This is a genomic window from Mesorhizobium sp. BR1-1-6 (assembly GCF_020165355.1).
Classification (GTDB): Bacteria; Pseudomonadota; Alphaproteobacteria; order Rhizobiales; family Rhizobiaceae; genus Mesorhizobium.
Genome location: NZ_JAIUHZ010000006.1, coordinates 219,169 through 234,626 on the forward strand (window position 1 = coordinate 219,169; position 15,458 = coordinate 234,626).

At 61.7% G+C, this 15,458-nt stretch carries 13 protein-coding genes; 8 read left to right on the top strand and 5 right to left on the bottom strand.

Annotated elements, in window-relative coordinates; all coding sequences use genetic code 11:
- Nucleotides 1-20 precede the first annotated feature (20 nt).
- The 6 genes from LB545_RS14980 (at nt 21) to LB545_RS31010 (ending at nt 5,396) form a co-directional block, all read left to right on the top strand.
- Nucleotides 21-761, top strand: a complete 741-nt coding sequence (locus LB545_RS14980; RefSeq protein ID WP_140565601.1) for an amino acid ABC transporter ATP-binding protein — start codon at nt 21-23, stop codon at nt 759-761.
- A 24-nt stretch (nt 762-785) separates the two neighbouring features.
- Nucleotides 786-1,613: a transporter substrate-binding domain-containing protein gene (locus LB545_RS14985; protein WP_140499338.1), complete on the top strand. Its 828-nt coding sequence runs from the start codon at nt 786-788 to the stop codon at nt 1,611-1,613.
- A 66-nt stretch (nt 1,614-1,679) separates the two neighbouring features.
- Complete coding sequence (locus LB545_RS14990) at nt 1,680-2,396, top strand: amino acid ABC transporter permease (protein WP_140499340.1); 717 nt, start codon at nt 1,680-1,682, stop codon at nt 2,394-2,396.
- A gap of 20 nt (nt 2,397-2,416) precedes the next feature.
- Nucleotides 2,417-3,109 carry an amino acid ABC transporter permease gene (locus LB545_RS14995; RefSeq protein ID WP_140499342.1) on the top strand — a complete coding sequence of 231 codons (693 nt, stop codon included), beginning with the start codon at nt 2,417-2,419 and terminating at the stop codon, nt 3,107-3,109.
- A gap of 280 nt (nt 3,110-3,389) precedes the next feature.
- Nucleotides 3,390-4,694: a D-alanyl-D-alanine carboxypeptidase family protein gene (locus LB545_RS15000; RefSeq protein WP_140763606.1), complete on the top strand. Its 1,305-nt coding sequence runs from the start codon at nt 3,390-3,392 to the stop codon at nt 4,692-4,694.
- Between the two features lie 327 nt (nt 4,695-5,021).
- Complete coding sequence (locus LB545_RS31010) at nt 5,022-5,396, top strand: SH3 domain-containing protein (RefSeq protein WP_281405101.1); 375 nt, start codon at nt 5,022-5,024, stop codon at nt 5,394-5,396.
- A gap of 263 nt (nt 5,397-5,659) precedes the next feature.
- Here LB545_RS31010 and fdhF read toward each other — a convergent pair whose 3' ends face one another.
- The 4 genes from fdhF to glp all read right to left on the bottom strand — a co-directional run bounded on the left by fdhF (nt 5,660) and on the right by glp (nt 11,859).
- Nucleotides 5,660-8,452 (bottom strand): formate dehydrogenase subunit alpha, encoded by a 2,793-nt coding sequence (fdhF, locus tag LB545_RS15010; protein ID WP_224705361.1) that lies wholly within the window; start codon nt 8,450-8,452, stop codon nt 5,660-5,662.
- Entirely contained in the window at nt 8,452-10,125 is a 1,674-nt protein-coding gene (locus tag LB545_RS15015; protein ID WP_224705362.1) for an NAD(P)H-dependent oxidoreductase subunit E, read from the bottom strand. The genes fdhF and LB545_RS15015 overlap by 1 nt, the downstream gene beginning before the upstream one ends.
- Before the next feature lie 149 nt (nt 10,126-10,274).
- Nucleotides 10,275-10,526 (bottom strand): sulfurtransferase TusA family protein, encoded by a 252-nt coding sequence (locus tag LB545_RS15020; protein WP_224618804.1) that lies wholly within the window; start codon nt 10,524-10,526, stop codon nt 10,275-10,277.
- Between the two features lie 76 nt (nt 10,527-10,602).
- Entirely contained in the window at nt 10,603-11,859 is a 1,257-nt protein-coding gene (glp, locus tag LB545_RS15025) for a gephyrin-like molybdotransferase Glp (RefSeq protein ID WP_224705363.1), read from the bottom strand.
- 150 nt (nt 11,860-12,009) lie between these two features.
- Here glp and LB545_RS15030 point away from each other — a divergent pair, with 150 nt between their 5' ends.
- Nucleotides 12,010-12,894 (top strand): formate dehydrogenase accessory sulfurtransferase FdhD, encoded by an 885-nt coding sequence (locus LB545_RS15030; RefSeq protein ID WP_140499459.1) that lies wholly within the window; start codon nt 12,010-12,012, stop codon nt 12,892-12,894.
- The gene (gene mobA / locus LB545_RS15035; protein ID WP_181167225.1) at nt 12,884-13,525 is read left to right on the top strand and encodes a molybdenum cofactor guanylyltransferase MobA; all 642 of its coding nucleotides are present in this window, start codon (nt 12,884-12,886) and stop codon (nt 13,523-13,525) included. Before LB545_RS15030 ends, mobA begins: the two co-directional genes overlap by 11 nt.
- Here mobA and LB545_RS15040 read toward each other — a convergent pair.
- A complete protein-coding gene (locus LB545_RS15040) occupies nt 13,509-15,458 on the bottom strand; it encodes a molybdopterin biosynthesis protein (RefSeq protein WP_224705365.1) in 1,950 nt (649 codons plus the stop codon). The two genes, mobA and LB545_RS15040, sit on opposite strands and share 17 nt — an antisense overlap.

Genomic DNA, 15,458 nt, shown 5'->3' on the forward strand with positions numbered 1-15,458 from the left:
TTCCGAAGGGCCAACCAGCAATGCTTGAACTCAAAGATATAAAGCTGTCTTACGGAAGCACGCAGGTCCTGAACGGCGTCAATCTCTCGGTAAAGCGGGGTGACGTGGTGTCGATCATCGGCCCCAGCGGCACCGGCAAGACCACGCTGCTGAAATGCATCAACTATCTGGCCAAGCCGTCGTCAGGAACCATCGCGTTCGATCAGATTCGGATGGATTACCAGCGTGCCGACAAGGCCGCTGTCCAGGCGATCCGGTTGAGGACCGCGATGGTCTTTCAGCAGTTCAACGTCTTCAAGAACATGACGGTCCTCCAGAACGTGATGGATCCGCTCGTTGTGGTGCAGCGCAAATCCAGGGAAGAGGCGCAGGAAATCGCGCTCAGAGAGCTCGATCGGGTCGGTCTCTCGTCGAAGCGAGACAGCTATCCATCCCAGCTCTCGGGCGGCCAGCTCCAGCGCACCGGCATCGCACGCGCGCTGGCGGTGCGTCCTGACGTCATCCTCTTCGATGAGCCTACGTCATCGCTGGACCCTGAACTTGTCGGTGAAGTTTTGAAGGTGATCAAGGATGTCACGTCGTCAGGGATCACGTCGCTGCTTGTGACCCACGAGATGCAATTCGCAAAGAACATCTCGAACCGGATCGTTTTCATGGACCGTGGCGTGGTTGCCGCCGACGGCAATCCGGCTGAAATCTTCGACGCGCCTTCCAGTCCACGACTGGCTCAATTCCTGCAGTCAGAACTCGCTTTTCAATAGCTCAACAAGAAGGGAACCCAAGAAATGTCTGCAATCACATCCGGTTTTTCCCGCCGCTATGTCCTGGCCGTCGCTGGTGGCATCGCAATTGCCCTTGCAACCGCGGGGACCAGCTATGGTCAGACCGTCCGGACGATCAAGATCGCGACGTCTGCCGAATCCAAGCCGCTGGCCTGGGGCGCCATCGGCGTCGAACCGCAAGGCTATGAGCCCGATCTTCTGAGGGCGATCAATGCGAAGCTGCCGCAATACAAGTTCGAAATGGAAGGTGTCTCTGATATCGCCCAGGAAACCGGCCTTGCCACCGGGAAGTACGACATCGCCGTAGGTGGCTACTACAAGTCGCCCGAGCGAGAGAAGCAATTCATCATTCCAGAGAACCCGATGGGCGCCAGTCTGATGAAAATCTACAGCAAGAAAGACAGCGGCATAAAGGAAATGAAGGACCTGGTCGGCAAGAGGATCGTTCCGACCACAGCCGGTGGCGGAACCTACAAGTTCATCATGAACTGGCAGAAAGAGAATCCGCAATACAAGCTCGACGTCACGGCATCGAGCGCCGGGATCCCCTACCCGAACCGCCTGGATGAAGTTCAGAACGGCAAGTTCGACGCATTGGTTCTACCGTCTAACCTCGGTGAGCAGGCGGTCATCGACAACAAGAAGCTCGATATCGTCGCATCCGATCCGGTCTACAGCAACAACACGTACATGCTGATTCACCGGTCAGCGGAAAACAAGATCCTGGCCGAGGACGTCAACAAGGTGCTCAAGGAACTGAAGGACGACGGCACGATCGACAAGCTCTCGCAGAAGTGGTTCGGCGAGGACATCGTGAAATACATGAAGTAACAAGGCGTCCTCAGCTGCATCTGGACAGCCGGCGTTGAGGCAGAACTGCAAGAAGGAGTGTTCCAAGTGGACGTTTCTGCTATGATTCCCGAGTTGCTCTCGGCGTTGCCGCTGACGCTGGCCATCACTTTTACGGCCCTCATTGCTGGGTTCTGCCTAGCTCTCCTTGCGACAACACTCCGGGTCCGCAGGGTGCCAGTGATCAGTCACCTGGCGGATCTCTACGTATCCTATGCCCGGAGTGTTCCCGTCGTCCTCCAATTGTTCGTTGCGTTTTACGGGCTTCCCTTGCTGGTAATCCTGTTCGGCTCCGAAGATTTTTTCTCGCCGACGATCGCTGCGATGGTGGCATTGAGCTTTTATCACGGCGGCTACCTGTCAGAAGTCCTGCGACCTGCATATCTGGCCGTCGATCGCGGCCAGCATGATGCGGCAGACAGTCTTGGATATACCTTTCGCCAGAAAATCACGCGGGTCATCGGGCCACAAGCAGTGCACTTCGCATTGCCGGGCTACGGGAACTCCGTCATCTACCTGATCCATAACGTTGCGCTGGTGATGTACATCGGGGCGGCGGATGTCATGGCGACCGCGCATTTGATCATGGAGCGCGACTATAATCAGTACCAGTTCGAAACCTATCTCGTGCTGGCGGTCATCTATTCGGTGATGTGCCTGATCGCATGGCTCATCGTCCGCTTCTTCGAGCTTCGTTCCCCGATGCAGGCACCGGAGGCTACGACATCTGCTCAGATCAAGAACACACTGATCGCGAGCGTGTGACCTAACAAGGGTATTTGACCATGTTTGAGACCGATATCCTGCTCCAGGACTCGCGGGAAATTCTGGGCGCCGTACCCGTAACGCTTGCAATGGCCCTCACGATCTTCGTGCTCTCGACGATGGTCGGCAGCCTGTTTGCGCTTGTGGAATATAGACGGATTCCCGCACTGCGAGAGCTCGTCATGGCCTACAAGGTCGTCTTCAAGGGCGTTCCGATGGTGATCGTGATCTTCCTCGCCTATTTCGGTCTTCCCCCCGCGCTTCAGTTTCTGTTTTCATTGGTTGGCATAGACTTCAACGCCCACCAAACGCCCAATTGGGTTATCCTTGTCATTGCGGTGACCGGCTGTGTCGCCGCGTTCCAGGCCGAGATTATCAAAGGAGCCCTCAACGCCTTTGACACCGGTCAGGCAGACGCAGCCTATTCGCTTGGCTATACAAGGGGCCAATTGTTTCGACGGGTGCTATTTCCCCAGGTCGCCCTGACAGCAATTCCCGATCTGACAACCTCGATGATGGTTATCATGAAGGCGCTTTCACTCGGATTCGCCATCGAGGTTGTCGATATCTTCGCGCAATCACAACTGACCGCCGCGTTGAATTTCTACTATCTCGAAGCCTTCGTGATTGCCGTCGTGATCTACATGGTGATTGCCTATATCGTCACACAGATCGCCGACAGGATGGAGCAAGCGCTTAGGGTACGGACCTGAGGATGTGGAATAGAATCTTCTAGCAAGATCGACTTGTCTTCCGCGGAAGCATCCTGGTAGTCGATGCCGCAATCGATGCGCGCCTCGAGCCGTGCGGCGTTCCGCGAACCGTCACGGCGGCCGACCTTATCTGGTGCGGAATCGAGGGATAGAGCCGAGACAATTTGAGGCCTCTCGTTAAGAATGCGATAACCAATTGGTAACGGTGCCTGCCTAGCTTCGTGATCCGATGGCCGGATCGCCCGGCCACATTTTACACGGAGCGGCGACGGGCGGGCGAATGTATCTGGTATTGGAGAAGCTTGTCGCCTTGCCGGCGTCATTGTTGAAATTCGCCTTGAGGATCTCGGTCGTCATCGTGTTTTGCGCCGCCTCTGCTTCCGCCGTGCAGGCCAATTCCAGATTTTCAGCCATTGTCATCGATGCCAAGACCGGCAAGACCCTCTACAGAGATCATGCGGACGTTCCGCGCTATCCAGCATCTCTCACCAAGATGATGACGCTCTACCTCATCTTCGACGCCCTCGAGAGCGGCAGGATCTCGAAAGGCACGGCAATACCGGTATCGGCCAATGCTGCCAACGAGGCGCCCTCCAAGCTCGGACTGAAGCAGGGTCAAACGATCACCGTCGAACAGGTCATATTGGCCCTGGTAACGAAGTCCGCCAACGATGCCGCGACGGCCATTGGCGAGTTCCTCGGCGGGTCGGAGGTCGGCTTTGCACGTCTCATGACGCAAAAAGCACGACAGTTGGGAATGACCTCCACCACGTTCAGGAACGCTAACGGACTGCCCGACACAGCCCAGAAGACCACGGCGCGCGACATGGCACGCCTTGGCCTGGCGCTCAGGGATCATCACCCTGGCTATTATTCCTACTTCAACACCCGATCCTTCAAATACAAAGGTCGGCGCTTCGGCAATCACAACCATCTGCTCGGCCGGGTGAAGGGCGTGGATGGGATCAAAACGGGATACACGAATGCCTCGGGCTTCAACCTGGTTTCTTCCGTCGAGGCGCAGGGCCGCAGCATCGTCGCGGTGGTGATGGGCGGACATACGGTCAGGAGCCGAGATGCACGCATGAAGCGTCTCATCAGCCGCTATCTGGCTAAGGCTTCCAACGGTCCGGACCGGTTCAGGATCGATCGTGGCGGAGAAAGCGCATTGGTCGCCTCCGCGGCTTCGAACGCATCGGTGCCCACTCCGACGTGGAAGCCGGCCCAGGTGGCCGATTCCCGAGCCGCTTTCGCCGCTGAGGCGATGGGCGATGTGTCCAGGGAGCAGGCCTTGTCTGCCGATGCCATCGATCCGATCAGCACCGCTTCCACCCAAGAAGGTCAATGGATCATCCAGATTGGATCGATGCCAAGCAAGGCCGCAGCTCGTGAAATCCTTTCACTCGCGGCTCGCAAAGCGCCAAAACTGCTTTCGAACACTTCTGCTTTTACCGAGGCCTTCGAAAAAGATGGCGATGTGTACTACCGCGCCCGATATGGCGGCTTCGATAACAAGTCGGAAGCGTGGCGCGCTTGCGGGCGACTGGCGCTCAAAAAAATCGATTGCTACGCGCTCACTCGGTAGGTGGGATCGAACGCCCATGCGAACGCTGCAACTCGCCTCTCCCGACGTTGTCTCACCAGGACCACGCGGCAATATCGAAAGATGTCCTCGAGCCCTCTTCAATCCTTCGCATGGGGCTTCGCTGTGAGACGCCGCGGTTGTGCGCCTCGGAGCAACGTCGTCTCGTCGACTTATCAAGACGCCGGTTGCGGCTTTTTCGTCACGGGTAGCGTCCTTCGTTGTTGCCTCATCGCTGCACTATGTGTTGCAACTGTCACAAAGGCTGGCCCTCAAGCTGCCGCCAATGGGATTGCCTTGCCCCGCTTCGCGTCGTTGAAGAGTTCTCCTGTGAATATGCGGGTCGGACCGGGCACCCAATATGACGTCGAATGGGTTTATGTCCGGCCCAGGATTCCGCTTGAAATCTACCAGGAATATGGAAACTGGCGGCGCGTGCGAGACTGGCAGGGAACATCCGGCTGGGTCTTCGGTCCGCTTCTTTCGGGGCGAAGGACCGCTGTAACCGCCCCATGGAGCAAGGACAAGATCGCGCTGCGCGGGAAGCCTTCGGTTTCCAGCCTCGTTACCGCATGGCTGGCGCCGGAAGTAATTGTCGAACTGGTGCGCTGCGACGGCCAATGGTGCAGGGTCGCGGTCAATTCGCTGGCAGGCTTCGTCAGGCAAACCCGCCTTTGGGGCATCTATCCTAACGATATACTCTAACAGCAGCACTCGTCGGAAGGCTGCTGCTGGTCGGCCGGTGATCGCATCTCGCGTCGCCTTCAGCCAAATCAAACCTCGCGAGAAAAACGCCGAGTTGAAGGCGTTCCGCACAACTATGGCTGACATCTGGCCGCCGACAGAGCCCCTCCCACCTGTCGCGAGCCTTCGCGACGGCCTGCCCGACTATTCCGGCGGCCGTCGGACAATGGACTTCCTCAAGTCAGCCATCGCCCAACACCACCTCCGCGGGCAGTTTCCAAACGTCATTCGGCAGCTTCGACCGATCTCGATGCCGGCACGATCCGCGCGGCACAATATTTGAACTCGGGGATCTTGCCGTAAGGATCGAGCATAGGATTGGTAAGCATGTTGGCCGGGCTCTCGTTAAAGCAGAACGGCATGAACACCATGCCATCGGCGACCTCTCGATCGGCCCGCAGAATGGCTTCGACGACGCCGCGCCGCGTCTCCACGTTGATCACGTCTCCCTGCGCAAGGCCGCGGCGCTTGATCTCGTAGGGATTCATCGCGGCAATGCCGTAGGGCTCGATCGCGTTGAGCACCCCGGCGCGGCGCGTCATGGCGCCCGTGTGCCAGTGCTCCAGCAAGCGACCAGTGGTTAGCACCAGAGGATATTCGTCGTCGGGCACCTCGTCGGGAGGCAGGAGGTCGGCGGGCACGATGCGCCCGCGGCCATCCGCGGTCGGAAACCCGGTGGTGAAGACGATCTCGTTGCCAGGAACATCAGGACCATCGGCAGGATAGACGACGGACTCCTCGCGTTCGATGCGCTCCCAGGAAATGTGCTTCAGCGACGGCATTACTTGCGCCATTTCGGCGAAGACATCCGAAACGTGCCTGTAGTTCCAGTCCAGCCCCATGCGGCTGGCAAGCTCGATGATGAGATCGAGGTCCTGCCGCGCCTCGCCCGGCAGGTTGACGGCCGGCCGGCCGATCTGCACCTGCCGATTGGTATTGGTGTAAGTGCCGAGCTTCTCCGCATGCGCGGAGGCAGGGAGCACCACGTCGGCATGCCACGCTGTTTCGGTCAGGAAGATATCCTGAACAACCAGATGCTCTAGCTTGGCGAGTGCGGCGCGCGCATGGCTCTGGTCCGGATCGGACATGGCCGGGTTCTCGCCCATGATGTACATGCCCCGGATCTCGCCGTCATGGATCGCGTCGACGATCTCGACGACGGTCAAGCCGCGTTTGGGGTCGAGCGTCTGGCCCCAGAAATTCTCGTACTGGCCGCGGATATCGGCATTCTCCACCGATTTGTAGTCGGGGAAATACATCGGGATGAGGCCCGCGTCCGAGGCGCCCTGGACATTGTTCTGGCCGCGCAGCGGATGCAGGCCTGTGCCGGCGCGCCCGACATGGCCGGTGATCAGCGCCAGCGCGATCAGGCAGCGCGAATTGTCCGTGCCGTGGGTGTGCTGCGAAATGCCCATGCCCCAAAAAATCATTGAGCGCTCCGCCTTGGCATAGGTGCGCGCCACCTCGCGCAGCACACCGGCCTCGATGCCGCAGACGGGAGCCATCGCCTCGGGCGAAAAATCCTTCACCTTAGCCTTCAATGCCTCGAAGCCGGAGACATTGGCCTGGATGTACTGCTCGTCATAGAGCCTCTCTTCTATGATGACGTGCAGCAGCGCGTTGAGCATCGCCACGTCGCTGCCCGGCTTGAAGCGCAGCGCATAACTGGCGTGGCGCATCAGTTCCTGGCCGCGTGGATCCATCACGATCAGCTTGGTGCCGAGCTTTGCCGCTTGCTTGAAATAGGTGGCGGCCACTGGATGGTTTGTCGCCGGCCGCGCCCCGATGATGATCACGCATTCGGCCTTCATGGCGTCCATGAAAGGCGCCGAGACCGCGCCAGAGCCAACGCCCTCCATCAGAGCGGCCACGGAAGAGGCGTGGCAGAGCCGGGTGCAGTGGTCGATATTGTTGGTGCCGAAACCCTGCCGGACGAATTTCTGGAAGAGATAGGCCTCCTCATTCGACCCCTTTGCCGAGCCGAAGCCAGCCAGCGCCTTGCCACCATGCTGGTCGCGGATGCGTTTCAGCCCACTGGCAGCGCGCTCCAGCGCCTCTTCCCAGCTGGCCTCACGGAACACTGTCAGCGGGTCGACATTGCGCAGATCAATGTCGCCGGCCTTCGGCGCGTCGTCGCGACGGATCAGCGGCTTCGTCAGCCGTTCGGGCGACATCACATAGTCGAAGCCAAAGCGCCCCTTGACGCAGAGCCGGTTCTCGTTCGCCGGACCGTTACGGCCGTCAACCTGGACGATTTTATTGTCCTTGACGGCGACCTGCGTCTGGCAGCCAACGCCGCAAAACGGGCAAACCGTATCGACGACCTTGTCGAACGCCTGGACGACACGCGTCTTGCCGGTCTCGTCCATCAGCGATTTCTCGTAGAGCGCACCAGTCGGGCAAGCCTGGACGCATTCGCCACAGGTGACGCAGGTCGACAGGCCCATCGGATCGTGCATATCGAAGACAGGAATCGAGTGATTGCCGCGCTCGGCCATGCCGATCACGTCGTTGACCTGCACCTCGCGGCAGGCGCGCACGCAAGCGCCGCAGGTGATGCACGCGTCGAGATTGACGGCAATGGCCGGATTGGTGATGTCGAATTCTGGCGCTAGCCCCTCCTCGGTGAACTTGGAACGGTATCGGCTGCCCGAAATCCCCATCGAACCGGCCCATTGCCAGAATGCCGACTGGTTGTCTGGACCGTCGCTCGCCGGTCGCATGTTGCTTGCGAGGAGCTCGAATACCATCTCGCGCGATTTGCGGGCGCGTTCGGTATCGGTTTTCACGACCATGCCGGCGGAAGGCTGGCGAACGCAGGAGGCAGCCAGCACGCGCTCGCCTTCGATGTCGACCATGCAGGCGCGGCAATTGCCGTCGGGACGATAGCCCGGCATGTCGACATGGCACAGATGCGGAATCTTTGTTCCCTCGCGCTTGGCGATATCCCAGATAGTCTCGCCAGGGGCGGCGCTCACGGTTTGCCCATCGAGGGTGAATACCACGCTCTCGGCCATCAGAGGTCACTCCGGAAATGCGTCAGCAGATGATTGATCGGGTTGGGCGCCGCCTGGCCCAGGCCGCAGATCGACGAATCGCGCATCACCGCTTCGAGGTCGCGAATCTTGTCTTCCGGCATCGGGCCCTGTTCCTGCAAGATGGCCACCAACTTTTCGGTTCCCTCGCGACAAGGCGTGCACTTCCCGCAGCTCTCATGTTTGAAGAATTTCATGAGGTTGAGCGTGACCTGCTTTATATTGTCGGCCTGCGAGAACACGACTATAGCATGGGAGCCGACGAAGGCGCCCTGCTTGGCCAGATCGCCGCCGAAATCGAGCGGAATGTCCCCCAGTGCTGCTGGCAGGATGCCGCCTGAGGCGCCGCCCGGCAAATAGGCCTTGAACTCATGACCGTCCGCCATGCCGCCGCAATAGTCGTCGATCAATTCGCGCACCGTGACGCCGGCCGGCGCCAGCTTGACGCCGGGATTTTTCACCCGGCCGGATACGGACCATGAGCGGATGCCGGGGTGGCCGGGCCTGCCCTGCGCAGCGAACCATTGCGCGCCCTTTTCGACGATGTCGCGGATCCACCAGAGCGTCTCGACATTATGGTTGAGGGTCGGTCGTCCGAACAGGCCGACCTCGGCGATGTAGGGGGGGCGGTGGCGCGGCATGCCGCGCTTGCCCTCGATGCTTTCCAGCATCGCACTCTCCTCGCCGCAGATATACGCGCCAGCGCCGCGGCGGAGCTCGATGAAGCCCGGCTTGACGATGCCGGTGGCCTCGAGCGCGGCGATCTCCTGACGAAGAATGGCGAGCACCGCAGGGTATTCGTCACGCATGTAAAGATAGATCCGTTCCGCCTCGACGGCGTGCGCCGCGATCAATGCACCCTCAAAGGCACGGTGCGGATCTCGCTCGAGATAGATGCGGTCCTTGAAGGTGCCGGGCTCACCCTCGTCGCCATTGATCGACATCAGACGCGGGCCCGGATAGGAGCGCACGAACTGCCACTTCTTGCCAGCGGGAAAACCCGCACCGCCCAGACCCCTCAAGCCCGCATCGCCCACGGTGGCGATGAGCTCGTCCGTGGTCAGCGCCCCAATCCGTACCCGCTGCAAAAGCTGGTAGCCGCCCGCCTGCCGATACGCCTCCAGCCCGACATAATCGAGCACGTTCACACCGGTCTCCGCTGCCGCGGCCATGCGCCTCAGGCCCTCGGCGGTTGCCTGGTCGACCTCGCGATCACCGATACGCGCGGCAGGCGCGCCAGCGCAACGGCCCATGCAGGGCGCGCGCATGACCCTGGTCGCCGCTGGATCGGCGCCCGCTTGCAATTCAGCCAGGAGCGTGTCGGCGCCCGCCAGCATGCAACTCACTGAATCGCACACGCGGATTGTCAACGGCGCAGGCGGCATCTCGCCTTCCTTCACAACGTCGAAATGGTCGTAGAAGGTCGCCACCTCGTAGACCTCGGCCTGCGACAAGCGCATATCTTGCGCCAGCGCCCGCAAATGCCGCGCCGACAGGCAGCCATATCGGTCCTGGATCAGATGAAGGAATTCGATCAGCAAGTCGCGCCGTCGCTGGCGCGCGCCCAGGAGCGCCTGAACCTCGGCGAGCGCAGCGTCATCCAGCGGCCTGCCCTTTGGTCCGCGATCACGCGGCCGTCGTTCCTGGATCGTCATGTGCTCACCTCCCCGAGTGAAACGCCCTTACCTCTTAACGATACCCCGCGGACCAGGATGTCGACTATGAGGCACGACATGTCCCCTGCACGACTAGCGCAAGCATTGCGTCCCAAATCTTGGGGCCGCCGCCGACGGGGTGCAACTCGTCACATCGTCGCGGGCTGCGTCTTTTCGATCATGAACACGACGCGATCGCCGTCGCGCTCCGTCGCTTCAAGTCGCTCGCCCATCTCGTTGAGCAGATTGGGGATATCGATGACCGCCAGCGGGTCCGTGCAGTGAACCTCGAGCCGCTCGCCTGGCCTCAAGGCTTTCAACGCCTTGCGGGTCTTGAGCGCGGGCAAAGGGCACTTAAGCCCGGTCAGATCCAGCTTCGTCGTGGTTATCATGGTCGGCATGATGCCCGACGGGACCTGGCCGCGTCAATCGAGCCTGGGTTCCGGCTCTCGTTTCGAGGACGCGATCCGACGGCGCTCACATAAGACTGGAATAGGGTAGGAACTGGACCGTGTGACCTGGCTCGACACGGACTATCTCCTCTCCCAACTCGACGAGACCGTCGGTCGCGACCAGGGATGACAACAGTCCTGCGCCTTCCCTGGGAAACTTCGTCGCTTCGTAGCATCCATCCGCGGCCGCGCGTACGCTTGCTCGCACATACTCGCGCCGTCCCTGCTTTTTGCTATAGGAAAAGGCGGCCCGCATAGCGATCGGGGTCGGTGGTTGCTGGAGGGCCCCCGCAAGGGCGAGGATTGCCGGGCGGGCAATATGCGCGAAGGTGACGAAGCTCGCCACCGGATTGCCAGGAAGTCCGATCAGCGGGGTTCCATCGATCACCCCCATGGCGACCGGCCGGCCCGGCTTGATCGCGACGCGCCAGAACACCAGGGTTCCGGCACTCTCGACGGCGGCCTTCACGCAATCTGCCTCGCCCGTCGACACACCGCCCGAAGTCAGGATCAGGTCATGGCTCAATGCCGCTTCGCTCAGCTTTTCAGCGATCAGGCTACTGTCGTCCACGAGGATACCGAGATCGGTGATGTCGCAGCAGAGTCGAGCGAGCATCGCCGTCAGCATGAAACGGTTGGAGTCGAAAAGCTGCGCCGGTCCGCGCATGTCTCCCGGCGCGACGATTTCGTCCCCGGTCGAGAACACTGCGACGCGTATCCTGCGCCTGACCTGGAGTTCCGTGAACCCCAATGCGGCGGCGAGCGCGATATCTTGCGGCCGCATCCGGTGGCCCGCCGGGAGGACGGCCTCGCCCAATGCGACATCTTCACCCGCAGGGCGCACATTGGCACCCTTTTTCAGGCCGGGCGGGAGAAGGATCCTGCCGGAGCCGTCGATGCTCACGTCTTCCTGCATGAACACCGTGTCGACCCCGTCGGGCATTGGAGCGCCAGTGAAGATGCGTACCGTCTGGCCCGGCCGCACAGGTTCATTCGCCGCCATGCCGGCCTGAACCCTCCCGGCAACGGCGAATGCCGTCTCGACGGTCTGCGGCAGGTCTGCCCCTCGCACGGCGTAGCCGTCGACCGCGGAATTCGTGAAGGGCGGCAGCGGCAGCGATGCCACCATCTTTTTTGCCAGGACGCGCCCATCCGCCAGCAAGAGCGGGACCGCCTCGACCTCCTGTACGGCGCTGAGTTTCGAGGCGATCAGCGCGGCAGTCTCGTCGATGGGCCGCATCTGTCCGCCGAAAGCGAAGCAGTCATCCGAGATTTGCGCCATTTATATTCCCACTCTACGAGCGTGTCGGCTTCTTCGTAATCGCATCAATCCGGCTTTTTTTAATCAGCTTCGGTTGAACAGCCTGTAAGATACGGCAAGCTAGCGCAGGCGCGAGCCAGAATACGACGTCAGGAGACTGCCATGCCTTTGATGCTACGCCAACCGGAACACGCTATCATCACACCCGATCCGCAAGACCAACGGCTGACGGAGCTGGTTGCGGGCGTCGACCATACAGGCGCGGCGGTAGAGGTCCGCGTACCGATCGAACGTGCCCTGACGCTCTATCTCAACGCTCAGGAGATCGTCACGATGATGACGGTCAACGACTATCCGGAATATCTTGCGCTCGGCTATCTGCTGAACCAGAACATGCTTCTGCCCACCGATGTGGTGACGGACGTCGAGTATGACGAGGACCTCCAGGTCGTGGTCGTTCGCACCGAGCGCAACACCGACTACGAGCAGAAGCTCAGAAAGCGAACGCAGACTTCGGGTTGCGCCCAAGGCACTGCCTTCGGCGACGTGCTGGAGGCGATCGAGGACATCACGCTCCCGCCCGCTGAGCTTCGCACCTCCTGGCTCTACGAGCTGACGCACAAAATCAACACCACGCCGTCGCTCTATCTGGAGGCAGGCGCGATCCATGGCTGCGTCCTTTGCAGGAAGGGCACGCCAATCTGCTATATGGAAGACGTCGGCCGCCATAACGCTGTCGACAAGATCGCCGGCTGGATGTACCGCCACGCCATCGATCCGGGGGACAAGATCATGTACACGACCGGGCGGCTGACCTCCGAGATGACGATCAAGACGGTTCGGATGGGCATTCCCATCCTGGTTTCGCGTTCCGGCTTCACCGCCTGGGGCGTGGCGCTGGCCCGCCAAGTGGGGCTGACGCTGGTCGGCCGGGCGCGCGGCAAGCGCTTCACCGCACTTTCGGGCCAGGAGCGGATCGTCTTCGACCAGGATATCGCTTCGGTCGATGAGGAAGCGCCGCGCCACCGCCGCAAGGGTGCCGAGCATGACGACTGAGCGGCCCATGACGCTGGGCGTCGTGCTCGCCGGCGGTCTGGGTCGGCGCATGGGCGGCGGGGACAAGCCGACGCGCGTGATCGGCGGACGCACGATGCTCGAGCATGTCATCGAACGGCTAGGACCTCAATGCGAGGGGCTCGTGCTTAATGCCAATGGCGACCCCGTTCGCTTTGCCCGTTTTGGCCTGCCAGTCGTTGCCGACACGATCGAGGATTATCCTGGGCCGCTCGCCGGCATGCTCGCCGCGCTCGATTGGACGGCGGACAACAGGCCCGACGTCGAGTGGGTGGTCAGCGCCGCCGGTGATTGTCCTTTCCTGCCGCGCGACCTCGTTGCACGCCTCCAGCGGGCGCGCATGACCGAGGGGGCGGATTTGGCGGTGGCGGCATCTGGCGGTCAGGCGCATCCGGTCATAGGTCTCTGGAAAGTCGCCCTGCGGGGCGAATTGCGGCATGCGTTGACCAACGAGGGCCTGCGCAAGATCGACCGGTGGACCAGTCGCTACGGCCTTGCCACCGTATCCTGGCCGGCAGAGCCGGTGGACCCGTTCTTCAACGCCAACACAGTCGAGGACCTCGCCGAAGCCGAGCGGCTGGCCGCGTTGCTTGCCGCTAACCCGGCCGGCTGAACCCCGCATGCTCCAGCGCCGAATGCACCTCGTCGGTCTGGAGGACTTCGAGAAACGCGTGCACCGCGGGCCGATCCTTTCGCGCGCAAACCAGCGCGAAGTCGTAGTGCTCTTCGGTCAACGGGATAAGACCGAGCCCGGCCGCACGCGCGACCGGCGCAATGGTGACGCCCCAGTCAGCGCGCTTCTGCGCTACCGCCGCGGCCACGGCATTGTGTGTGCGCGGCTGGTTCCAGTAGCCGTCCGGGCGTTCCGCGCCGAGGAGTTGGTCGATCAGGATACGCGTTCCCGAGCCTTGGTTGCGGTTGACCATCATGCAATCGGGATCGGCGAGCGCGGCACGGACCGCGTCCTCCGCGCCGAGGCCCTCGAAGCGCTCGTCCCCTCGGCGGAACACCAAACCTTGCATGCGCCGCCAGCCTGGCACGAGTTCGAGACCGTCACCGAGGAAGGGCGCGTTGTAGTTCCGCGTCTTCGGGTCGAAGAGATGGATGGGAGCGAGATCGCACTCGCCGCGCTTGGCCGCCGCAAGACCGCCCAGGCTTCCCACAGACAGCGAGCGCACCGAAATCCCGCGACGCGAAAGTTCGCCAACGACCAGATCGAGGCCGACGCAATGACTGCCGATGACGACGAGGTCGGGAACGCGGACCCGCGGCGTGAACAGCGTCACCGCTACGTCGGCACCGGCAGGCACGTGATCGGCCAGGGCCTCGATGCGGATGAAGCCATCCGCCTGGGTAAAGGATGTTATCGCTCCCGAGCCCTTACCAGTCGGATAGGCCGTCAATCCTCCCTGCCCTTGCACAAGGGAGACCATCGCGAATTCGGTCCGTCCGAGTTCTGAAGGAACCCGCAACGGAAGGCTTGCGGTGATCTGAGCATCGACGCGCGGCGGCAGCCCCGCCATGCGCCGCAGGGCGGGTACCACCATGTCATGGAAGGTGAACATGGCCGAGGTCGGAAATCCCGGCAGGACGATGACCGGCTTGCCCCCGCACACCGCCAGGCAAAGCGGCTTTCCGGGCTTCAGCGCCACGCCGTGGGCGATGATGCCGGGTTTGCCCAGTCGGCAGATAATGCGATGCGTGACATCCCCTGCCCCTTTGGACGTGCCGCCCGACAGGATCATTACGTCGTGGGCGGCGAGCGCCCCGCGCATAGCCGTCTCAAGCGTTGCCTCGTCGTCCGGGAAGGCGCCGAGAAAATGCGCTTCGCCGCCATTTTCAGTGACAGCCGCAGCGATGATCGGCCCGTTGGCATCATAGATGCCGGCCGCCCGCAGCGGCTCGCCTGGCTGAACGAGTTCATCGCCAGTGGAGAGCACAGCCACGCGTGGCCTGCGCGCCACGGCCACTTGCGCGATTCCGCACGCGGCGAGCATGCCGATTTCGCGCGAGCCGATTTGCGTTCCGGTGCGCAGCACGACCTCTCCTCCCGCCATGTCGGATCCTGCATTGGAGACAAACTGGCCGGGCGAGATGCCGCGCCCCACCTCGATGGCACTCAATCCCACCGGATGCGTATGCTCCACCATGATGATGGCGTCCGCGCCACGCGGCAGCGGCCCGCCGGTTGCGATGGGCGTGGCGGTTCCGGTCAGAACGGGGAGTTGCGGAACCGTGCCGCAGGCAATCGCTTCCGCATTCAGCTCAAGCCGAACGGGACGGGTTTCAGAGGCGGCAGCCAGATCGGCCGCACGTACCGCGAAGCCATCGACATTGGAGCGGTCGAAGGGCGGCACGTCGACCGGCGCCGCCACGTCCTCGGCAAGAACCAGCCCGAGCGCGTCGGCCAGCGTCCGCGTCTCGGTCGGCAACGGGCGGGGAAACAGCGCTGCCTCGAAGCGAGCCAGCGCAGCTTCGCGCGACAATATCGTCAGGAACTGCTCCTGCCCGCTGTTCTGCCGGGCCGATGATGGAGAATTCGTCAT